The sequence below is a fragment of the Tangfeifania sp. genome, assembly GCF_055108615.1.
Window position 1 is genome coordinate 1 of sequence record NZ_JBSQIC010000066.1, and the last position, 21,486, is coordinate 21,486.

General features: G+C 39.9%; 28 protein-coding genes. 12 read left to right on the forward strand and 16 right to left on the reverse strand.

Annotated elements, in window-relative coordinates:
* The first annotated feature begins 300 nt into the window (after positions 1-300).
* Together ACTCNA_RS13230 and ACTCNA_RS13235 are read left to right on the forward strand one after the other, a co-directional pair.
* Entirely contained in the window at positions 301-1,302 is a 1,002-nt protein-coding gene (locus ACTCNA_RS13230) for a sugar phosphate isomerase/epimerase family protein (protein WP_462948396.1), read from the forward strand.
* A gap of 83 nt (positions 1,303-1,385) precedes the next feature.
* Complete coding sequence (locus ACTCNA_RS13235) at positions 1,386-2,693, forward strand: Gfo/Idh/MocA family oxidoreductase (protein ID WP_462948397.1); 1,308 nt, start codon at positions 1,386-1,388, stop codon at positions 2,691-2,693.
* A 38-nt stretch (positions 2,694-2,731) separates the two neighbouring features.
* Here ACTCNA_RS13235 and ACTCNA_RS13240 read toward each other — a convergent pair whose 3' ends face one another.
* Entirely contained in the window at positions 2,732-3,223 is a 492-nt protein-coding gene (locus ACTCNA_RS13240; protein WP_462948398.1) for a very short patch repair endonuclease, read from the reverse strand.
* Between the two features lie 99 nt (positions 3,224-3,322).
* Between ACTCNA_RS13240 and dcm the strand changes: the two genes are divergently transcribed.
* The 6 genes from dcm (at position 3,323) to mgrA (ending at position 7,759) form a co-directional block, all read left to right on the forward strand.
* A complete protein-coding gene (gene dcm, locus ACTCNA_RS13245) occupies positions 3,323-4,591 on the forward strand; it encodes a DNA (cytosine-5-)-methyltransferase (protein ID WP_462948399.1) in 1,269 nt (422 codons plus the stop codon).
* 50 nt (positions 4,592-4,641) lie between these two features.
* On the forward strand, positions 4,642-5,007 hold the full coding sequence (locus tag ACTCNA_RS13250) for an Eco47II family restriction endonuclease (RefSeq protein ID WP_462948400.1): 366 nt from the start codon (positions 4,642-4,644) through the stop codon (positions 5,005-5,007).
* 47 nt (positions 5,008-5,054) lie between these two features.
* Positions 5,055-5,816, forward strand: coding sequence for a phosphatidate cytidylyltransferase (locus ACTCNA_RS13255; protein ID WP_462948401.1), 762 nt, complete (start codon positions 5,055-5,057; stop codon positions 5,814-5,816).
* Between the two features lie 4 nt (positions 5,817-5,820).
* A complete protein-coding gene (locus tag ACTCNA_RS13260) occupies positions 5,821-6,015 on the forward strand; it encodes a hypothetical protein (RefSeq protein ID WP_462948402.1) in 195 nt (64 codons plus the stop codon).
* A 47-nt stretch (positions 6,016-6,062) separates the two neighbouring features.
* On the forward strand, positions 6,063-6,659 hold the full coding sequence (locus ACTCNA_RS13265) for a CDP-alcohol phosphatidyltransferase family protein (RefSeq protein WP_462948403.1): 597 nt from the start codon (positions 6,063-6,065) through the stop codon (positions 6,657-6,659).
* A gap of 113 nt (positions 6,660-6,772) precedes the next feature.
* A complete protein-coding gene (gene mgrA, locus ACTCNA_RS13270) occupies positions 6,773-7,759 on the forward strand; it encodes an L-glyceraldehyde 3-phosphate reductase (RefSeq protein ID WP_462948404.1) in 987 nt (328 codons plus the stop codon).
* A 134-nt stretch (positions 7,760-7,893) separates the two neighbouring features.
* Here mgrA and ACTCNA_RS13275 read toward each other — a convergent pair whose 3' ends face one another.
* Both ACTCNA_RS13275 and pheS read right to left on the reverse strand, forming a co-directional pair.
* Positions 7,894-8,124, reverse strand: a complete 231-nt coding sequence (locus tag ACTCNA_RS13275; RefSeq protein WP_462948405.1) for a hypothetical protein — start codon at positions 8,122-8,124, stop codon at positions 7,894-7,896.
* Between the two features lie 183 nt (positions 8,125-8,307).
* On the reverse strand, positions 8,308-9,327 hold the full coding sequence (gene pheS, locus ACTCNA_RS13280) for a phenylalanine--tRNA ligase subunit alpha (protein ID WP_462948406.1): 1,020 nt from the start codon (positions 9,325-9,327) through the stop codon (positions 8,308-8,310).
* A 520-nt stretch (positions 9,328-9,847) separates the two neighbouring features.
* Between pheS and ACTCNA_RS13285 the strand changes: the two genes are divergently transcribed.
* The 3 genes from ACTCNA_RS13285 to ACTCNA_RS13295 all read left to right on the forward strand — a co-directional run bounded on the left by ACTCNA_RS13285 (position 9,848) and on the right by ACTCNA_RS13295 (position 11,846).
* Positions 9,848-10,228, forward strand: coding sequence for a YkvA family protein (locus ACTCNA_RS13285; protein ID WP_462948407.1), 381 nt, complete (start codon positions 9,848-9,850; stop codon positions 10,226-10,228).
* Positions 10,229-10,312: 84 nt separating this feature from the next.
* Positions 10,313-11,053, forward strand: coding sequence for a sulfite exporter TauE/SafE family protein (locus ACTCNA_RS13290; protein WP_462948408.1), 741 nt, complete (start codon positions 10,313-10,315; stop codon positions 11,051-11,053).
* Between the two features lie 88 nt (positions 11,054-11,141).
* Complete coding sequence (locus ACTCNA_RS13295) at positions 11,142-11,846, forward strand: class I SAM-dependent methyltransferase (protein ID WP_462948409.1); 705 nt, start codon at positions 11,142-11,144, stop codon at positions 11,844-11,846.
* Between the two features lie 3 nt (positions 11,847-11,849).
* On the opposite strand, the gene atpG is transcribed toward ACTCNA_RS13295, so the two are convergent.
* The 13 genes from atpG to panC all read right to left on the reverse strand — a co-directional run bounded on the left by atpG (position 11,850) and on the right by panC (position 20,454).
* The gene (atpG, locus tag ACTCNA_RS13300) at positions 11,850-12,731 is read right to left on the reverse strand and encodes an ATP synthase F1 subunit gamma (protein ID WP_462948410.1); all 882 of its coding nucleotides are present in this window, start codon (positions 12,729-12,731) and stop codon (positions 11,850-11,852) included.
* Positions 12,732-12,737: 6 nt separating this feature from the next.
* The gene (gene atpA, locus ACTCNA_RS13305; RefSeq protein WP_462948411.1) at positions 12,738-14,336 is read right to left on the reverse strand and encodes a F0F1 ATP synthase subunit alpha; all 1,599 of its coding nucleotides are present in this window, start codon (positions 14,334-14,336) and stop codon (positions 12,738-12,740) included.
* A 33-nt stretch (positions 14,337-14,369) separates the two neighbouring features.
* Positions 14,370-14,909, reverse strand: coding sequence for an ATP synthase F1 subunit delta (gene atpH, locus ACTCNA_RS13310; RefSeq protein ID WP_462948412.1), 540 nt, complete (start codon positions 14,907-14,909; stop codon positions 14,370-14,372).
* Between the two features lie 9 nt (positions 14,910-14,918).
* Positions 14,919-15,413 (reverse strand): F0F1 ATP synthase subunit B, encoded by a 495-nt coding sequence (atpF, locus tag ACTCNA_RS13315; protein WP_462948413.1) that lies wholly within the window; start codon positions 15,411-15,413, stop codon positions 14,919-14,921.
* Between the two features lie 89 nt (positions 15,414-15,502).
* Positions 15,503-15,775 carry an ATP synthase F0 subunit C gene (gene atpE / locus ACTCNA_RS13320; protein WP_462948414.1) on the reverse strand — a complete coding sequence of 91 codons (273 nt, stop codon included), beginning with the start codon at positions 15,773-15,775 and terminating at the stop codon, positions 15,503-15,505.
* Positions 15,776-15,799: 24 nt separating this feature from the next.
* Positions 15,800-16,918, reverse strand: coding sequence for a F0F1 ATP synthase subunit A (atpB, locus tag ACTCNA_RS13325; RefSeq protein ID WP_462948415.1), 1,119 nt, complete (start codon positions 16,916-16,918; stop codon positions 15,800-15,802).
* A 151-nt stretch (positions 16,919-17,069) separates the two neighbouring features.
* Positions 17,070-17,456: a hypothetical protein gene (locus ACTCNA_RS13330; protein ID WP_462948416.1), complete on the reverse strand. Its 387-nt coding sequence runs from the start codon at positions 17,454-17,456 to the stop codon at positions 17,070-17,072.
* A complete protein-coding gene (locus ACTCNA_RS13335; protein ID WP_073169621.1) occupies positions 17,453-17,674 on the reverse strand; it encodes an AtpZ/AtpI family protein in 222 nt (73 codons plus the stop codon). Before ACTCNA_RS13335 ends, ACTCNA_RS13330 begins: the two co-directional genes overlap by 4 nt.
* Positions 17,643-18,041, reverse strand: a complete 399-nt coding sequence (locus tag ACTCNA_RS13340; protein WP_462948417.1) for a bactofilin family protein — start codon at positions 18,039-18,041, stop codon at positions 17,643-17,645. Before ACTCNA_RS13340 ends, ACTCNA_RS13335 begins: the two co-directional genes overlap by 32 nt.
* 317 nt (positions 18,042-18,358) lie before the next feature.
* Positions 18,359-18,544: a 50S ribosomal protein L32 gene (rpmF, locus tag ACTCNA_RS13345; protein ID WP_073169618.1), complete on the reverse strand. Its 186-nt coding sequence runs from the start codon at positions 18,542-18,544 to the stop codon at positions 18,359-18,361.
* A gap of 13 nt (positions 18,545-18,557) precedes the next feature.
* Positions 18,558-19,109, reverse strand: a complete 552-nt coding sequence (locus ACTCNA_RS13350) for a YceD family protein (protein ID WP_462948418.1) — start codon at positions 19,107-19,109, stop codon at positions 18,558-18,560.
* A gap of 153 nt (positions 19,110-19,262) precedes the next feature.
* Positions 19,263-19,613 (reverse strand): aspartate 1-decarboxylase, encoded by a 351-nt coding sequence (gene panD, locus ACTCNA_RS13355; RefSeq protein ID WP_462948419.1) that lies wholly within the window; start codon positions 19,611-19,613, stop codon positions 19,263-19,265.
* Positions 19,594-20,454, reverse strand: coding sequence for a pantoate--beta-alanine ligase (gene panC / locus ACTCNA_RS13360; protein ID WP_462948420.1), 861 nt, complete (start codon positions 20,452-20,454; stop codon positions 19,594-19,596). The genes panD and panC overlap by 20 nt, the downstream gene beginning before the upstream one ends.
* A gap of 186 nt (positions 20,455-20,640) precedes the next feature.
* Between panC and ACTCNA_RS13365 the strand changes: the two genes are divergently transcribed.
* Positions 20,641-21,444 carry a glycogen/starch synthase gene (locus ACTCNA_RS13365; protein ID WP_462948421.1) on the forward strand — a complete coding sequence of 268 codons (804 nt, stop codon included), beginning with the start codon at positions 20,641-20,643 and terminating at the stop codon, positions 21,442-21,444.
* Positions 21,445-21,486 lie beyond the last annotated feature (42 nt).

A 21,486-nucleotide genomic window follows, 5' to 3' on the forward strand; every position in this document is an offset into this window, starting at 1 on the left:
TGCTCCGAAAATCAGGGAAAAACCGGGGAAAAAAAAGAAAGGAGGGAAAAATAAGAAATTAAAAAATTTTTGAGCTGATAACGACACAGTGAGAAGCCTGTATTTTTGCTGTACAGTATTACTATGCGCTTTTTTGAAAACCGTCGACATATTCGAAATAGAATTATTTAAACCCTGAATTGCTGTTGAACAAAGAAATACTAAAAATATTGATAAAAATTCTATAAAAACTAAAGTCTTTTCTTCCTCCCCTCTCTTTTGGAGAGGGGACGGGGGTGAGGCTCTTAAAATATATTAATCATGGCAAGACCAGTAACACTATTCACCGGACAATGGGCCGATCTTCCCATTGAAACCATGTGCCAAAAAGCAAAAGAATTTGGATACGATGGCCTCGAACTTTGTACCTGGGGCGACCACATGGAAGTTGACAAAGCCGACCAAGCCTACTGCGACGAGCGGAAAGCCCTGCTGAAAAAATACGATTTGGATTTATACACCATTTCCACACACCTCGTGGGGCAATGTGTATCCGATGCAATCATAGACGAACGCCACAAAGGGATTCTGCCCGATTACATTTGGGGAGATGGCGACCCTGAAGGAGTGCGCCAGCGTGCTGCGGAAGAAGTGATAAAAACTGCCAAAGTGGCTAAAATGCTGGGGCTCGATACGGTAGCAGGCTTCACCGGAAGCCCGGTTTGGCACAAGCTTTACGCTTTCCCGCCAATCCCGCCGGGAACCATTGAAAAGGGCTACGAAGAATTTGCCCAACGCTGGATTCCTATTCTAAATGAATTCCAGAAAATAGGAGTGAAGTTCGCGTTGGAAGCCCATCCGTCAGAAATCGCATTCGATATTCACTCTGCCCATCTGACTTTGCAGGCGCTGGATAACCACCCGGCCTTCGGATTTAATTACGACCCGAGCCATTTCGGTTATCAACATGTTGACTACGTGCGCTTTATTTATGAATTTTCCGACCGGATATTCCATGTTCACATGAAAGATTCTTACTGGAGCGATGTACCGAAAGGCATTGGCGTTTTTGGCGGCCATGCTGAATTTGGAGATAACCGCCGCTACTGGAACTTCCGTAGTTTGGGCCACGGAAGTGTCAATTTCGAAAATATCATCCGTGCACTGAACGACATTGGCTACAACGGGCCGCTTTCAGTAGAATGGGAAGACAGCGGAATGAACCGCGAAGCCGGAGCAACCGAAGCCTGTCAGTTTGTAAAGAATGTGGATTTTGAACCATCCGACGTGGCTTTCGACGATGCAATGCAGAAAGACAAATAAAAAAAAGTAAGACCGAAGCCGGAAGTCAGAAAAATAATTAACAGACATCCGGCTACCAACTTTTAATCTAATAATTATAATTAATGACAACTAGAAGAAGTTTTATTAAAAAATCGGCCCTGGCAACTGCCGGGGTTGGAGTAGCTGCTTCAATGCCGCTAGCATCGTGTGTGGGCTCAAATGAAAAACTGGTATGCGGACTGATCGGCGCAAACGGAATGGGGTTTGCCGACTTGCAGGCATTTCTACGCCATTCAAATACTGAATGTGCAGCCATTGCCGATGTTGATGAAAATGTATTGAACAGGCGAATTGCCGACACCGAAAAAATCCAGGGTAAGAAACCCAAAGGTTTTAAGGATTTCAGAAAATTACTGGAAGAACCAGGAATTGATGTGATTATTATTGGTACACCCGACCACTGGCATTGCATACCTTTTGTAAATGCAGCAGAAGAAGGGAAGTATATTTATTGCGAAAAACCACTTGGGAACTCCATCGAAGAGATAAATATCATGGAGAAAGCAGCTCATAAATACAACTCCATTGTTCAGGTAGGAATGTGGCAACGCAGCGACAAGCACTGGCTCGATGCAGTAGATTTTGTACACTCGGGTAAACTCGGAAAAATACGAACTGTACGAACCTGGTCGTACCAGGGATGGATGAAATCAATTCCGGTAAAACCCGATGGCCCCGTACCCGAAGGAGTGGATTACGATTTCTGGCTCGGGCCAGCCCAAAAACGTCCGTTCAATCCCAACCGGTTTCACTTTAATTTCAGGTGGTTTTGGGATTATGCCGGAGGATTAATGACCGACTGGGGCGTTCATATCATCGATTTCGGATTGTATGGAATGAAAGCCAAAGCACCCAAATCGGTCATGTCGATGGGAGGCAAATTCGCTTACCCTGATGATGCTTGTGAAACACCAGATACTATGCAGGCCCTTTATGAATTCGATGGTTATACAATGCTGTGGGATCATGGACTTGGAATTGATGGCGGATACTACGGACGTTCACATGGCGTGGGATTTGTTGGTGAAAACGGAACCCTTGTCGTTGACCGGGGGGGCTGGGAAGTGATTCCCGAAGGCGGTAACAACCCAAGAATGGAACGCGTGGAACTGAAAAAAGGTGACGGACAAGGATTGAATAACAATATGAAGAATTTCATTGAATGTATTCACGACAATGATCGCAATACGAACGTAAATGTTGGTATTGCCGCCAACACAGCACGAGTCGCTCACCTTGGAAACATTGCACTCAAGTCAGGAACAAGGTTATACTGGGATGCCGATAACAGCAAATTCATTGATGATAACAACGCTAACGAATACCTGACTCCTACCTACCGCGCTCCCTGGGAGTTACCAAAAGTTTAAGTAGAATTATTATCATATTAAAAATCTGGTAACGAAAGTTACTGGATTTTTTTATTTCCATATTTCTCAAAATTTTCAATATAATCTAAAATCTGATATAAAGATTTTCCAAATTCATTTTTTATTTGAAAATCCCAAAACCGGAGGACTTTCCAACCTTCGTTAATTAATAAGTCGTTATTTTGTTTATCCCGCTGAATATTACGCTCAATCTTTGGGATCCAGAAATCCCTGTTCGATTTTATTTTTCTCTTTTTTTCTTCCCAATTATATCCATGCCAGAATGCCCCATCAACAAATATTAAAAGTTTATATTTTGAAATTACGATATCAGGTGAGCCAGGCAATTTCTTAACGTTTTTACGGTACCTTATACCTAAATTCCAAAGAACTTTTCGTAATTTTTGTTCCGGCTTTGTCTCTTTACTTTTTATTTTGCTCATTAGTTTTGAACGAGCTTTTGTAGTATAGAAACCATTTGCTTCGTTGAATCGTGGAACTTTAATTTTACTTTCCTGATACTTTTTCAAAATTATTTTGTTTGTTAATAATGCACAAAGTTCTTGTTTTTATCAAAAAAATGCAATTAATTTGTAACCATGTATAATGTTGTATATATTGGTTATTAAATGAAGGAATATTACACTATTTCAGAAGTTGCAGACTTATTATCAGTAAGTAAAGAAACTTTACGACGTTGGGATCGAAATGGCAAACTTGAGGCGGTTCGTGAGCCGATGAGTAATTATCGGGTTTATAAAAAGGATCAACTAAAAATTTTTGATGAATTAGATTTTTTATTTAACTCTAATGAAAATACTAATTACATTGAACCCATTCATGATTTTAACGCGATTGAATTATTTGCAGGGGCTGAAGGATTAGCTCTTGGCTTAGAAAAAGCAGGTATTAAATGCCTTGCATTAAATGAAATTGATCACTGGGCTTCGGAAACATTAAGGAAAAATAGACCTAACTGGAATGTAATCGAAGACGATGTAAGTAATATATCATTTGAAAAATATAAAGGTAAAGTTGACATTATCACCGGAGGATTTCCCTGTCAAGCTTTTAGCTATGCCGGTAAAAAACTTGGGCTCAAAGATGCCCGTGGCACTTTATTTTATGAATTTGCCAGAATTGTTAAAGAAACAATGCCCCCGATCTGTGTTGGCGAGAATGTTAGAGGATTGCTTAATCATGATGGTGGCCGCACAATTGAAGGCATGATTTCAATTTTAGACGAAATTGGTTATAAAGTGTTACCTCCTCGTTTACTTAAAGCTATCTTTTATAAAGTCCCGCAAAAGAGAGAGAGAGTATTAATTGTAGGAATAAGAAAAGATTTAAATCCCAATTTTTTTAGTTTTCCCAAACCATACAAAAAAATTTATAACCTAAAAGATGCGTTAAAAAAAGGAGAACTATATAGTTCTGATGTACCTCATTCAGAAGGGCAAAGTTATCCTCAAAAGAAGAAAGCAGTATTAGAGAAAGTCCCTGAAGGAGGATATTGGCGGGACTTACCCATTGATATTCAGAAAGAATATATGGGGAGAAGCTTTTATTTAGGCGGCGGGAAAACGGGTATGGCAAGGAGAATGAGTTGGAATGAACCTAGCTTAACACTAACGTGCAGTCCTGCTCAAAAGCAAACGGAAAGATGTCATCCCGAAAAAACGAGGCCATTCACTGTTAGAGAATATGCAAGGATTCAGACCTTTCCTGATGATTGGAAATTCTGTGGATCAATTGCGCAACAATACAAGCAAATTGGCAATGCTGTTCCAATTAATTTGGCAAAGGAAATTGGTTATTCAATTATCCGTTTTTTAAATAATGTTCATTTGCAAACTAAAAATAAAATTAGCACAAATAATAGTAACATTATTGAATAAACCATTCCATTCAATTATATTTAGGTTTTTAAAAGCCTAAATCCATTATAATGCCGTATTTAAATTGGATATCTAACAAAGATCTTGAAACTGCTGTAAACCATTTGATAGAAAAAGCAAAGGAAGCCAGACATAGGGCATCTACGAAATTCGGAAAGAATATAATAGATCCCTTCGCTGCACTATTTGAAATATCGGGTTTTGAATTGAATTATGACTTGTGGGCTAAAAACGAAACTAATCGGCAAGCACAGAAAACCTTACAAAACCATATTGGAGAATTCCATCAAATCATTATAGGCTCATGTGAGGGATGGCAAAACATGAAAACTGGTAATGTAATAGACCTGATCTCACATGAGAAAAAGATAATTGCCGAAGTAAAAAATAAATATAATACGATCTCAGGAAAGTAAAAGAAGTTGATAAATTGAAAAAATTCTTTCACCTGGCATTTGGATAAATGTTCTATATCCTATTTTTAAATAGCTGCATAATTTTAACTATTTACATCATTATTCTTTCATTCTTTGCACTGGGTGGCATTGCATTTTATATTATAAACCGAAAAAAAGATAAAAAAACTGCACGTGCCAGCTGGTTAAAATTCGGTGTGTATTTTATAATTATTAACGTCCTGTTTTTGTGCATTGCCTTTGCCCCACAAGTGTTCAGGTATATTGTTCTGTTTATTATTTTAGTTGGTGCGGGCGAATTATTGTCCCTTTTTAAACGGTCAATTTTCAGAAATATCACTTTTTTCGATATCTCATTCATCGTTTATCTGATTTTCAGTGCAGGGTTCTATTTTTTCAGTCAATTAGACAACAAGCTTATACTTTTCACTTTTCTGATTCTTTCCATATTCGATGCATTCAGCCAGATAAGCGGCCAGCTATTTGGGAAAAATAAGGTATTGCCACGGATAAGTCCCGGAAAAACCGTGGAAGGTGTTTTGGGAGGTGCAGTTGTTGCAATAATTACTTCGTTTTTATTTCACAGCCTCACCGGAAAACAAACCATAAGTTCACTGCTTCTTGTAATCGCCATAATCTTCTTTGCATTTACCGGCGACGCACTTGCATCAATGTATAAAAGAAAGTTTGGTGTGAAAGATTTCTCGCAATTACTTCCCGGGCACGGGGGTTTTCCCGACAGGTTCGACAGCCTCATTGCCGGAGGCCCAGTTGTGGGATTAATTGAATTTATCGGTTCTAAAATTTAATGTTATGAATGTACAAATTGGTTTGACAATCAGTACAATTGCCCTGTATTTTAACCAGATGAAACTTAACCTCAAAATTTTTAGCATTGCTCTGGTTATTTCTTTGGTAAGTACAATTGCTGAATTAATTAGCTGGAAAGGAATTGATAATTTACTAATCCCATTGAGCGTGTTATTAGTTTTATTGCTGATGCTATAGTACAACAAAATTATTATTTTTGAAACGCAAATTAACACTGACTTTTCATGAAGAAACTTTACTTCAAAGGAGAAAACATACTGAATATTCCCAATATTATCAGCTCTTACAGGGTAATCACATTCCCGATAATTTTAGTACTGGCTCTTTTAGGAAATGTACAATGGTTTGTTATACTTTTATGTATTAACCTGTTAAGCGACATTATCGACGGGTTTATTGCCCGAAAGTTTAATATTGTTACCCGGTTTGGTGCCGCAATCGATAACCTGGGCGATATTGGCACCTATATCCTGGCGCTTTACGGCTTGTTTGCTTTTAAATGGGAACCTGTAAAACCCCACTCCTGGCTCCTCTTTCTGTTCCTGGCTGTTTTTGTACTAAGCTATATTGTAGCTCTCATCAGGTTCAAAAAAATACCCGGCCTTCATCTTTACGGTGCAGTAATAACCGGATACCTCCAGGGTGCCTTCTTTTTCGTGCTTTTTGTTTGGGGCTTTAACCTCTGGTTTTATTACATTGCAATTGGCTGGGGTACTTTGGCCTATATTGAAAAAATAATTGTGCTGTTAAAAACAGATGACATCAGACCCGGACTTAAGGGCATCTACTGGATTTTACAGAACGAAAAGAAAAGCCATTGAAAATTTAACCAAATTTAGAAATTGAATTTTAAAATCACGCACTCCATTTGGCACAACTCCCATAATTTGATAACTTTCAGCCGGAAATAGTAACCAACTAAAAATTTTGCAATATGACTTATCTACCAAAAGAAAACCGTTACGATTCGATGCTTTATAACCGCTGCGGAAAGTGGGGTTTAAAACTGCCGGCAGTTTCACTGGGCCTCTGGCATAATTTCGGGGGAATTGATAATTTTGAAAACGCCCGCGCTATGCTTCACCGGGCCTTCGACCTGGGAATTACCCACTTCGACCTGGCCAATAATTATGGTCCGCCTCCGGGTTCGGCAGAAGAAAATTTCGGAAAAATACTGAAACAGGATTTCAGCGCCTACCGCGACGAACTGGTAATATCCTCGAAAGCCGGCTACCTGATGTGGCCCGGGCCATACGGGGAATGGGGAAGCCGCAAATATGTGCTGGCAAGCCTCGATCAAAGCCTGAAACGCTTGGGGCTCGATTACGTGGATATCTTCTACTCGCATCGTCCGGATCCGGACACGCCGTTGGAAGAAACCATGATGGCGCTCGACCATGCCGTTCGTTCCGGCAAAGCATTGTATGTGGGTATTTCAAATTATCCGGCTGGCATGGCCAAAGAAGCCGCCCAAATTTTGAAGGAACTTGGAACGCCCTGCCTGATGCACCAGCCACGCTATTCAATGTTTGAGCGCTGGGTGGAAGACGGACTCCTGGATGTGCTGGAAGAAGAAGGAATTGGATGCATCCCGTTTTCGCCGCTGGCGCAAGGACTGCTCACCGATAAATATTTGAATGGAATTCCCGAAGGTTCACGTGCCACCCGTGAAGTTTTCCTGAAAAAAGAAGATGTGAAATCGGCACACGACAAAATTGTTCAACTGAATGAAATTGCTCAAAACCGCGGGCAGTCACTGGCGCAAATGGCACTGGCCTGGATATTGAAAGACAAACGGATTACATCGGTTTTGATTGGGGCCAGTTCAGTAAACCAAATTGAAGACAACGTGGCCATGTTGCAAAAACGTTCGTTTTCAGAAGAAGAACTGGAGCAAATTGAGAAAGTATTAAACGAGTAATATCACGTTGTTTGCCTGGTAAATTAACACCTAAAATGGTATAAAAAACGAATTGAAGGCAAAGAGAAAGCCCCGCCGGTTGGCGGGGCTTTTCAGCATAAACTTATATTTCTAAACCATTCTGTTCACCTTCATTAAAGGCTTAAAAGCATTTCTGCCCCCCAAAAGAGACCGAAAATAACTGCCATTCCGGCAATTGCTCCTGCTGCCAGTGACAGTAATATATTTACCGGCAGCTTTTGTTTTTCATTCTCAGTACTTGTTGTAATAACAATCTGATTCTGATTTGTTTTTGTTTCCATAGTTCTCTGTTTTTGTTTAAAAAAGACAAATTTGTCTTTTGCAAAAGTATCTATTTTTCTCAAACATGTTTCAAAACATAAATAAAAACAGCTCTTTGTTAAATTACTGTTAATGTAACGGTTACGATTATAGCAACGAATCCTTCCCAAAAAAAGTTTACGGGAATAATTTCAGTTATCAACAAAATAATGTTTTATAGCCTGCCTGGCAATGGAAAGAGGGACTTTGAACCGGTTAATATTTTTTTAAATAGCAGACTCAAACTGCTTCAAAAAACGGATATCATTTTCAAAAAAGTAGCGGATGTCTTTAATCCCGTAACGGAGCATTGCAATCCTTTCAATTCCCATCCCGAATGCAAAGCCGGTATATTTCCGGCTATCGATGTTACAGGCTTCCAAAACATTTGGATCGACCATTCCACATCCGAGAATTTCGAGCCAGCCGGTATATTTACATACATTGCAACCTTCGCCTCCGCATATGGAACAGCTCACATCCATTTCGGCGCTGGGCTCGGTAAACGGGAAATACGAGGGGCGCAGCCGGATTTGGGTTTCTTCGCCAAACAATTCCTTCGCAAAATAAAGCAAGGTTTGTTTCAAATCGGCAAACGACACATTTTCGTCAACGTACAAACCTTCAACCTGATGAAAAATACAATGTGAACGTGCCGAAATGGCCTCGTTGCGAAATACACGGCCCGGGAAAATCGCACGAATAGGTGGTTCTTTTTGTTCCATTACCCTGATTTGCACGCTCGAGGTATGGGTACGCAGCAGAATGTCCGGATCTTTTTCAATAAAAAAAGTGTCCTGCATATCGCGGGCAGGGTGCTCAGGCGGAAAATTCAACGCCGAAAACACATGCCAGTCGTCTTCAATTTCAGGTCCTTCGGCAACGGTAAAACCTAACCGGCCAAAAATGCTAATGATTTCGTTTTTCACCAGTGCCAGCGGGTGGCGTGTTCCCAGCTTTACAGGTTCCCCCGGGCGGGTTAAATCCAAACCGTCGGTACCCGAATCACTTTTGCTGAAAGAATCGCGCAGGTTATTGATTTTGTCGAGCGTAAAATTTTTCAGGTCATTAATGGCTTTCCCAACCTCTTTTTTCTGCTCGTTGGGCACATTTTTAAAATCGGCAAAAAGCTGATTGATTTTCCCTTTTTTGCTGATGTACTTAATTCTCAATTCATCCACCTCTTCAAGTGAGGAAGCTTTTGCTTCATCGATTTCCTGTTGTAAAGCCTTGATCTTTTCTAACATTTCGGGCCAGTTTTTTTATTGAAACGACAAAGATAATGATTCCTGCTAAAATCAAAATTCAGTAAATTAAAAGCTTCAAATATAAATTTTGCATGAAGGGAAAGCAGAATTTATGAAATAGAAGTTTCTCTAAAAAAAGAGACGGTACCTTTAAAAAGATACCGCCGGGAATTAAAAGCCAACTTTTCAGGATGGCTGATTTTATATAGTTCTAACTGAATACTAAACAACTGTCCTACATCACATTTAGATTTACAAATTTTATGCCAAGCCTTCAAAAACATCAAATAGTCAGGTCCCTGATCCAACTATTTTTCCCACATAATTTTCAACGATTTGTATAGTTTCTGAAACATGAAACAAGGACAGGGTTCAATTCCAGTTCATAAGTTTTTAGTATTGAAAAAAAGGAAAATTGAATTAAATTTGCAGGAAAACAGCGTTTTAATTACATTCCCTGAAAAATCATCAGGGGCAAGTGTACGATGTGTTAAAAATTAAAAGCATTTAGCTAAAAAAAATGCAAAACATATATTCCAAATATTTTTCTGAGCAATCGCTCTGGAAAAAAATCCAAGAGTTTTCAAAGACTGCGGGAGCAACTGTTGTGTACGCTGTTCTACTTCTGTTTTATGTGATGAAATCAAAAGATGTAACAGTTAAAACAAAAGTATCAATTGCTGCGGCGCTCGGTTATTTTATCCTGCCCACCGATGCCATTTTCGACTTAACTCCATTAATTGGTTATACCGATGATTTTGGGGTGCTGATTTTTGCCCTCTCGCAGGTTTCATCGAGCATCACTCCTGAAATTAGAAACAATGCAAGAACAAAACTTGGGGAGTGGTTTGGTGAAATAAACGAAGATGAACTTCAGGATTTAGAAAATAAAATATTCTGAACTATAGGTTTAACCGTCACTATTTCACCCCCTTAATAAATGTTAATTTAAATCCTTTACCTTTGCCGTTTAAATTCCTGCGAAATGATTGATTTTACACTTTTACAATGGGCACTCCTGTTTTTTTGCGCGATGTTTATCGGCATGTCGAAAGTGGGAGTCCCCGGAGTTTCTATGATTGTTGTTCCTGTACTGGCAATTATTTTCGGTGGCAAGGCATCTACAGGTGTTTTGTTGCCAATACTTATGATGGCCGATTGGTTTGGAGTGGGTTATTATCACCGTCATGCAAAATGGAACTACTTATGGAAACTGCTCCCCTGGGCATTCGTAGGTGTAGGAATTGCCTTGTGGGTAGGTGAAGTGGTCAACGACGAATGGTTTAAAAATATCATTGCCATCGTCGTTTTCATCTGCATTGGCTTAATGCTTTGGAAAGACCGTAAAAAAAGCGCCAACCTTTTCCCCGACACCTGGTGGTTTGCAGCCTTGATGGGAATTTTAGGAGGTTTTGCAACTATGATTGGAAATGTTGCCGGCCCCATATTTGCCATCTATCTGTTGGCCATGCATCTTCCCAAAAACAATTTTATCGGCACCCAGGCCTGGTTCTTTCTAATCATCAATGCCGGTAAATTTCCGTTACACCTTTTAATATGGAAAACCATTAACTGGCAAACGCTGAAACTCGATTTGCTGCTTTTGCCCGGAATTGCGCTGGGAGCTTTGCTGGGAATTTGGCTTGTGAAAAAAATACCCGATAAAACATATCGTGCGTTCGTAATTGTTGTTACTGTGTTATCTGCTTTTCTTTTGCTGATTTAATGTGTAAACATAAAATGTGTTTTTGTACATTTGCAAAAAATAAGGTCAAAACACAAATCAGGTAAAAAACTGCTAACAACAAAAAAACATGGAGCCACTCACTCTTTTCTTCAAGGATATTAAAATTGAAAATATACTTGATATTGGAACCGGCAGTGGAGATTTCATAAACACTTTGAAAGAAACATTTGCAGATGCCAAAATTACGGCCGTTGACCCTGATAAGGATTCCTTAGCAACTGCACGAACCAGGTTTCCTGACATCACTTTTAGCGAGATGGTTGCAGAAAACCTGCAGTTCGGGGATAATTCGTTCGATCTGGTAAGTATTTCAATGGCCCTGCATCATCTGAACAAAGTAAAAAAGGGGTTGAAAGAAATGAAAAGAGTGGTAAAGCCGGGAGGATGGATAATCATAAATGAATTGATAAGCGACAATTTAAACCCGGCGCAGGAAGTGCATAAGATGTACCACCATTTTAAGAGCCGTATCGACCGCATGACAGGCATTTGCCACCGCGAAACATTTACAAAAGCCGCTATCCTGCAAATGCTGAAAACAACTGCAATTCCCGTACAGTTCTTTTTTGAATATAATCAGGAAATTAATCTTACTGAAAGTAATGAAGAACTTGAGCAAAGAGTAGAAAAAATGGAAGAGGCGCTTGAAAGAATAAAAGGCCGGAAAGAATACGAGCTGATGAAACCTGAAATTGATACTTTTAAAGAAAAAGCAAGTATTCATGGGTTTCAGCCTGCCACAAAACTGGTAATTGCCGGAAGGGTAAAATAAAAATCAACTACTGCTTAATGCTTCTGCTCCACTCACAATTTCGAGAATTTCATTTGTTATTGATTCCTGCCGCTCTTTGTTATATTGAAGGGTAAGATCTTTAATTAATTCAGTTGCATTATCGGTTGCATGGTGCATGGCGGTCATTCTTGCCCCGTGTTCGGCGGCATGCGAATCGAGCAGTGCCTTGTAGAACTGAATTTTTAATGAACGGGGAATAAGTTCACGAACAATAAATTCTTTTGAAGGCTCAAAAATATAATCGGTAAATTCAGATGTTTCATTTTTGTCATCCATTTTAACCGGTAAAAACTGTTCAGCTGCATTTACCTGAACAGCTGCATTTTCAAACTGATTATACACCAAATCGATACGATCGTAATTTTCATCAGTAAAAGATTTCATAATGGCCGTTGCCAGCTCGGTCACATGTTCAAAATCGAGGTGATCAAACAATTCGTTTTTACTTTCAATCACCTTCATTTCCCGCAACTTAACCTGTCGCTCGCCTTGCTTGCCAATGCACAAAAACTCAACATTCCCCAACCTGCTTTGCATGCTGTAATTTGTTTTTACATGCTCAACGGCTTTTTTGGCAATGTTTAGATTAAATCCTCCGCAAAGACCACGATTTGACGAGATAAGAATAATCAGCACCTTTTCAGGTTCCCGGGGTTGGGTATAAACTGAATCGGCCTCATTTTCCAGGCTGCCACTAAGTGAAACAAGAAGTTCATGCAATTTGCCGGCATAAGGCCTGATTCTTAAAATAGCATCCTGAGCTTTTTTCAGCTTGGCTGCCGAAACCATCTTCATTGCACTGGTTACCTGCCTTGTGGTTTTTACCGAGGCAATGCGCGTACGTATTTCTTTTAAACCAGCCATACCCTGTTAATCCTCTTCTTCAGTTTTCTTTTTGTATTTTTCGGCCACCTCCATTGCTACATCTTTCAGTACTTTTTCAATTTTATCAGTTAAATTACCCTGCCTGATTGAGTCCAACACATCGCGATGTTCCATTTCCATCAGCTCAAGAAAAGCGTTTTCGAATTCTTTTATCTTTTCTACAGGAACAAACCTCAACAACTCATTCACCCCGCAATAAATGATAGCAACCTGATGCTCAACCCGCATGGGTGTGTATTGCTTTTGTTTCAATACTTCCACGTTTTTGCGGCCTTTATCGAGAACCCGCATTGTGGCCGCATCGAGGTCGGAACCGAATTTTGAGAAAGCTTCGAGTTCGCGATACTGCGCCTGATCGAGTTTAAGCGTACCCGACATTTTTTTCATGGACTTAATCTGTGCATTTCCACCTACCCGGGATACTGAAATACCCACATTAATTGCCGGTCGCACTCCGGAGTTGAACAAGTTGGAGTCGAGAAAAATTTGTCCGTCGGTAATTGAAATTACATTAGTTGGGATATAAGCCGAAACATCACCTGCCTGCGTTTCAATAATTGGCAGCGCGGTTATTGATCCTCCGCCTTTTACTTTGCCTTTCAGTCCTTCAGGAAGGTCGTTCATCTGCTTTGCAATTTCATCCGATTCAATAATTTTTGCTGCCCGCTCGAGCAGGCGCGAATGCAGGTAAAACACATCGCCGGGATAAGCTTCCCTTCCCGGTGGGCGCCGCAACAGCAATGAAACTTCGCGATAAGAAACAGCCTGTTTCGAAAGGTCATCAAGAATAATTAATGCATCGCGGCCCGTATCACGATAATATTCCCCGATGGCCATTCCGGCATAGGGGGCATAAAATTGCAAAGCAGCCGGATCCGAAGCTGTTGACGAAACGATTACGGTGTAATCCATTGCGCCATGTTTTTGCAGCGTTGAAGCAATATTGGCCACGGTAGAACCTTTCTGGCCTACTGCCACATAAATGCAATAAACCGGCTCGCCTTTTTCAAAATTTTCGCGCTGGTTGATAATAGTGTCGATTGCCACAGCCGTTTTACCGGTTTGGCGGTCGCCAATTATAAGCTCGCGTTGGCCCCGGCCAATTGGAATCATAGCATCAATTGCTTTTAAACCGGTTTGCAACGGCTGTTTTACCGGCTGCCTGAAAATTACGCCCGGGGCTTTTCGCTCAAGTGGCAGTTCAATTAAATCGCCCGAAACAGAACCTTTCCCATCGATAGGTTCTCCAATTGTATTTATTACCCTGCCAATGAGTTTTTCCCCAACGTTTATTGAAGCAATTCGCTTAAGCCTTTTAACTGTGTCTCCTTCTTTAACGTCTTCCGATGCGCCCAAAAGAACTGCACCAACGTTGTCTTCTTCCAGGTTTAAAATAATTCCTTTTATCCCGCTTTCGAATTCAATCATCTCATTCGATTCCACATCGGAAAGGCCGTAGATACGGGCAATGCCATCGCCCACCTGCAAAACGGTACCAACCTCCTCCAGTTCTGCTGCTGACCTGAAATTTTCAAGTTGTTGTTTCAGGATTTCAGATATTTCAGCCGGTTTAATATTTATCATTCTACTATCTGTTTGCTATAAAAATCTGTTATACTAACTTTTCATCATTTCTTGCTTAATTTTCCTAAGCTGCGTGGCAATGCTTGCGTCGTATTGTTTGTCGTCTATGCGCAAAATCAGCCCACCTATAATGTGCGGACTTTCGCGGGCAGAAAGTTCCACCTCGGTTTTCAATTCATCCTCAAATATTTTTTTTGCTTTTTGCAGCAGTTTTTCATCAAGAGGTTTTGCTGTGGTTAATACAGCTGTTTTTATATTTTTTTCTTTACGGATGAGTGCAAGCGTGTTTCTACTCATCGCCGGGATATAGATTTCACGCTTTTTTCTGGTTACCAGTTCCAGAAAATTCATTGTTATTTCATGAATTTTCCCCTTGAATATTTGCCGGATTATGCTGATTTTTTTTGAAGTTGCTACAACCGGGCTTTTCAACAGCAGGTTAAATTCAACCGAATGATTACAAACATCGGCAATCAAATCCATATCATTTTTCAGGTCAGCGAGAAAATCTTTCTCGTTGGCCAGCGAAAAAATAGCTTTGGCGTACCTAACTGTTATTGCGCTTTCATCCATAGTGTTGTGTTAATTCAATTCAATTTCATCAACTAACCGTCTCACCATTTCCTGTTGTTTTTTATCATCAGCCATCTCTTTTCTGATAACTTTTTCGGCAATCATTAAAGAAAGTTCGGTCATCTGTTTTTTCATCTCGTTAACAGCTTTTTCCCTTTCGTTCTGAATTTGCTGCCGGGCGTGCTCAATACTCCGCTGCGTTTCAGCCGATGCTTTTTCTTTGGCCTCGCCAACGATATTTTCTTTCAGCTTTATTGCTTCCTTCATTATATCCTCTTTTTCTTTACGGGCCTGTGCCAGCAACTCTTCGTTTCCGGCTTTCAGTTTATCCATTTCCTGGCGGGCTTCCTGGGCCGCATTTAATGCAGTTTCAATTGATTCTTCCCGCTCATACAATGCATTCAGAATAGGTTTCCAGGCAAATTTTTTCAGCACAAATGCCACGATTGAAATGATGATAACCATCCAAAATATCGTACCTAAATTCGGAGTAACTAATTCCATAGTCAGAATTTTTTATGATGAAAGAATTTTTTTCTAAAAAACGAAACAGCGCTACGGCAATCCCGCAGATCACTGTTTCGGCTTACTTGCTAAATAAACAATACCAACGCACAAACGATTACGGCAAAGAAGGAAACGCCTTCAATCAGAGCTGCCGAAACAATCATGTTCGAACGGATATCTCCGCTGGCTTCGGGTTGCCGGGCTATGGCTTCCATAGCACTTGCCCCGATGCGGCTGATGCCATAAGCAGCACCGATTGCTGTAAATGCGGCACCGAATGCTGCCCCGAATTCAGCAAAATTTGCCCTGGCTGCAGCTTCGGTTGCTTGTAACAATACACTTAAAATAGCTGATAACATAGCAGTTAAATTTAAAAATGAATATTAATGACTATCTGCTGTTGCCATTCCAAAATAGATGGCCGACAACAGGGTGAAAACATAAGCTTGAATGAACGAAACCAATACATCGAGCAAAATCATAAAAACCCCAAAAATTATGGAAACAGGACTAACCCCATAACCAGCAGCAGGTCCCATTAAACTACCAAAAATAAAAATCAAACTCAGAAAGACTGTAACAATCATGTGCCCGGCAAGCATGTTGGCAAACAAACGTACCATTAGCACGAATGGTTTGGTTATCATTCCCGTTATTTCCAGCAATGGCATTAACGGAATGGGTATTTTTAGCCACATGGGGACATCCGGGTTGAAAATTTCTTTCCAGTAATGTTTGTTCCCCCTGATATTGGTTACAAAAAAAGTAAAAAGTGCCAAAACCATTGTTACGGCAATGTTCCCTGTTACGTTTGCCCCGAATGGAAAAATGGGAATTAATCCCAGCAGGTTATTCAGCAAAATAAAAAAGAACAACGTAAGCAACGGCGGCATAAATTTCCGGTATTTTTTTTCGCCGATTGAAGGTTTTGCAATTTCATCGCGAATAAAAACGATAACCGGTTCGAGCAGGTTCTGAACCCCCGACGGAGCCCTGCCCCTGTTTTTCTTTGCATTGCGGGCTGCCGAAAATAAAAGCCAAAACAAAACGATTACAGAAACAATAGCTCCGGTAACTGTTTTGGTGATAGAAATATCTAATGGCCGGCCAATTTCGTACCCCTGGCTGTCAACTTCTACTATTTTTCCTTTAAAGTCTTCACTTTGGGAGATGCGGAACCCACGGTAATCGTCATGGCCGTGATGAAATTTGGTGGACATGAAAACATGCAGTTTTTTTCCCTCGTGAAGTTCCGGGTGATTGCTATACAAAATAATTGGGAGGGGCACGCTTATGTGCGTGTCGCCAAAAGAGGCAATGTGCCATTCGTAGGCATCCAAAACATGCTCAATAACAAATTCACCGGCATCAAATCCTTCTTCTGAATGGGTTTCTGCAGTGTTTGAATTTTCGTGTGTTTGTTGCTCTTGTGCTGTTGCCGGACTGAACCAGAAAACGGCACTTATAAGTGTTACTAACAAACTTTGGATTAGTGTTGGCATAGCCTAATCTTGTTTTTCAAGCATCTGCAAAATTAAAAGTTTTTTCCATGCATTTGCCGAAATTGATATATAATTCTATAAATATTTATATATGTCTTCTCCAAACAGCTGACAATATTGTAATTTCTTAATTTACAAATAAGTTTTGATTCTACCTGCCTTTTTTTGTGATTCGGGCTAAATCAGCCACTTCAATAAAGGTAAAAACCAAATAAACCACTACAATTGAGACAATAAATGCAGGGATATTTTCAGAATGAGTAATCAGAAACACAATGGCAACCCCGGAATAGAGCACCAGCCGTAAAAGCGAAACAATCATACTACTGCGGGTAAAGCGTCCTAAATCTTTTTTTAACAGGGAAAGCTGCCAGGCATATATTAAAATAGTAACCACGGCAAAAAATGCCAGCATCCACGGCAAAACAGGGAGATAATGACCGGGAGCAAACTTTGTGAAAATTGCCCAGCCCGCTACGGCCAAAACAACTACAGCAATTAAAATTTTAACAATGAAACGCTTTAACTCCCTGCTCATTTTTTTAAAATATTACGGGTTGAATAAAAAACTGCCCCAACAACCGATAAAATCATCAGCCCAAGTGTAAAACCTTTAAATTCGTTATCCATCCACTGGTCAATTTTATAGCCGAGAAAAGTTCCCAAAGCTATCATAGCCATCATTTCAAAAGCCAGGCTGGAATAACGGATAAATGCATCGAATTTATTTTTGTTCTTTTGTTTGCGCTTTTTCATTCTTTCCTTTGGAATCGCCCATGGTGCAATTTCCGGTAAAAATTGAACCGGGCTCAACCGATAATTTGCCGGCAATAATATCACCCTCGATTTTGGCAGAAGCTTTCATTGTAACCAGCTCGGAAACAGTAATTTTCCCCTTCAAAAAACCGGAAACTTCGATGTTATTACAATTTACTTCACCATTTACTTTGCCTTTAGGTCCTATTACCAATCGCCCTTTTGCTTTAATATTCCCAACAAGTTCTCCATCAATTCTAATATCGCCATTTGAAGATATGTCGCCATTTATTAACGTGCCTTCGCTTATTATATTAATTGACTGATTTTGAAGTTCACCATACGATTTTCCCGATTGTTTTGCCATTTTAAATTTCATTTGTTTAAAACATAGATATCCTTTTTCAACTCCTGTATTGGGAAGGGCGGCTGAAATTACAAATTTTTTACGATCACGGCAAAGGCATTGCGGAAATTATGTATCAGCAATGCCTGATAAAATTTACCAACACAACTATTCTGATTCTGTTTAAAAAAATAAAGGCGTGAATATAGAAGAAAAAATGAGGGGCCGCAATGGAAGGGTTAAAGCATTAATAAAAACTTAAATTCTTGAATAACAATAAATTAAAGCGTCCTAAAAGTCTGCAAAAGGGCAAAAAAAAACCAGGTTAAAACCTGGCTTTAAACTGCAATTTCTTTTTCAATTACCTGCTTGCCCCTGTAATATCCACACTCAGGACAAACGGTGTGGTATTTTACTGTTGCCCCACAATTTGAGCAAGTGGCAAGTGTAGGAAGCGACGCTTTGTAATGTGTGCGTCTTTTATTCCTTCTCGTTTTTGATGTTTTGCTCTTTGGATGTGCCATTTTATTTCAATTTTTAATTATTATTTTTCAGTTTTCTCAAAGCCTCCCAACGAGGATCGATATCATTTTCTTTTTTCTCTTCTTCGCTCTCTTCTGCGTGGGTAAAATTATCCAATCTTTCAATCATGTCAGTATCGCATCCGCTTTCCCCGTTCTTTTTGTCGGGGTGAACATGCTTTAAAGGAATGCTCAACACAATATATTCGTAAATTAACTGGGCAAGGTTAATGCGATGTTCTTCTGGTAAAACCCAGAAAATTTCATCATCGTCGATATTATTGCTGGTATCACCAAATTTCACGTAAACCTCAAATGAGTTTTTAATTTTCTGGTGATAATTTTCGAGGCAACGGTCGCAGGTAAGTTCCACCCATCCTTTAATTTTGAAATACAATTTCAGGAAGGTGTTTCGCTTTTCCAAATCTACCTTAACGGCCAGGTCCCCAACACTCACCATGCCCTGATCAAAATGCTCAAAGAACTTATCTTCAATTTCATATTCGAACTCATGCAGGCCTTCTTTAAGGCCTTTAAACTCCACGTCGTATTTTGTTTTCCAGCCCATGTTCGAAAAAAGTGTTGCAAAAGTATAAAATTTTTATAAACGCATGAAGGATTCTGCGATTTTTAAAAATTTAACCTGTTGGTTTTTACGCAAAAGTTACAGTCAATAATTTTTCGTCTGAAAATAATTGTTTCTTAAGCCGATAAAAACAGCCTATACAAGTTGATTGGTTTCCACATCAGGGAAAATTATGGAGGGTTTAAAAGATTTGGCCTCTTCAAAATCCATTGATGCATAAGAAATAATAATCACCACATCGCCAACAGCAGCTTTCCGGGCTGCCGGGCCGTTGAGGCATATTGTTCCCGAGCCGCGTTCTCCTTTAATAATGTAGGTTTCAAGCCTTTCTCCATTATTAATATTAACTACCTGCACCTTTTCGTTTTCAATTAAATTGGCGGCATCCATCAAATCTTCGTCAATAGTGATGCTCCCCACATATTGCAGGTTGGCCTCGGTAACGGTTACTTTATGTATTTTCGATTTACAAACTTCTATTTGCATAATTCGTTAATTCAATATTATCTATCAAACGTATTTGGCCACAAAATACAGCAATACAACCCACTTTTTTAGTATTACCGCTCCAGTTTTCAACAGGTTTAAGATTTTCTTCATCAACTACCTCAAAATATTCAACATCGAGAAACGGGTTTTTGTTGATTGTTTCGGTCACCCAATTTTTTAGCTCATATACGGATTTTTCATCGGTTTGTTTTTTTGCCGCCGAAAGTGTTTTGTAAATCAAAGCAGCATTTCCCCTTTCATCGTTTTTGAGCAGTTCGTTTCTCGAACTCATAGCCAGGCCGCTTTCTTCGCGCACAATCGGACAGGGAACAATTTCAATATCCATGTCCAACATGCTCACCAGTTTATTAATGATGGCCACCTGCTGAAAATCTTTTTGCCCGAAGTAGGCCCTGTTAGGGTTCACCAATTCAAATAGTTTACTCACCACTTGCGCCACTCCGTTAAAATGGCCCGGCCTGTGCGCTCCTTCCATTACCTGTTCCATTTCCCCGAAATCAAATTTCCGGGTATCGGGCTCCGGATAAATCTCGTCGGGCTCAGGTGCAAAAACAAGGTCACATCCCGTAGGTTCGAGCATTTTTAAATCAGCCTCAAGGTTTCGCGGATATCGCTTTAAATCGTTGGCATCGTTAAACTGGGTAGGATTTACAAAAATGCTTACCACTACCCCATTGTTTTCTTTCATGGCCGCTTCAACCAACGACAGATGGCCGGAATGCAAAGCTCCCATTGTGGGAACAAAACCGATTGCTCCATTTTTTCTGAGTATCGCTAATTTCTCTTGCAGCTCTTTATTTGTTTTAACCAACTTCATCCGATGAAATTTTACCCTGCAAAGTAAATAAATTTAGTTGTTAGTTAATCAGCCCCGGAATTAGTTTATCGTCAGCAGGAAGCAGAAAAAATATATTGTCGTTACCACACGATGATAACGACTGAATTGATTATTACCGATATTTTTATTACCTTTGCGCATTGTATAAACCGCGCTTACAGGTCAATGGAAAAGAAAAAGATCCTTTATATTTCGCAGGAAATCACCCCCTACTTACCCGAAACAGAAATGTCGGAAATTGCCCGCTATTTACCACAGGGCATTCAGGAAAAAGGCAGAGAAATAAGAACTTTTATGCCCCGATATGGTTCGGTAAATGAGAGACGTAATCAATTGCACGAAGTAATCCGCTTGTCGGGGATGAACATGGTTATCGACGATACCGACCATCCGCTGATTATTAAAGTAGCCTCGATACAGGCTGCCCGGATGCAGGTTTATTTTATCGATAACGAAGATTATTTCCACCGCAAACATGTTATCACCAATTCGAAAGGCGAAGAATTTGAAGATAACGACGAACGTGCGCTGTTTTTTGCCCGTGGTGTGCTGGAAACCGTAATAAAATTACGCTGGGCTCCCGATTTAATTCACTGCCACGGCTGGATGACAGCACTGGTCCCGCTTTTCATAAAAAAATATTACTACAACGACCCGCTTTTTGAACAATCGAAAGTAGTTTATTCATTATACAACGACGACTTTAAAAAGCCACTGGATAAAGATTTAAAAAACAAAGTACTGCTCGAAGGAATTAAGCCGGACGATGTCAGTAAATTAAAAACGCCAACTTACGAGAACCTTAGTAAAATGGCTATCGACTACTCCGATGCCGTAATTAAAGGCACGGAAAGCATTAACAGCGAGGTGGAAAAATATGTAAAATCTTCTGAAAAATTATTTTTAGATTATCAGCCAAAAGAAACTTACATTGATGCTTACAACGATTTCTACGAAAAAGTTTGGTAAGCCCATTCTGTTAAAAGATCAAAGTTAATAGATCAAATTTAA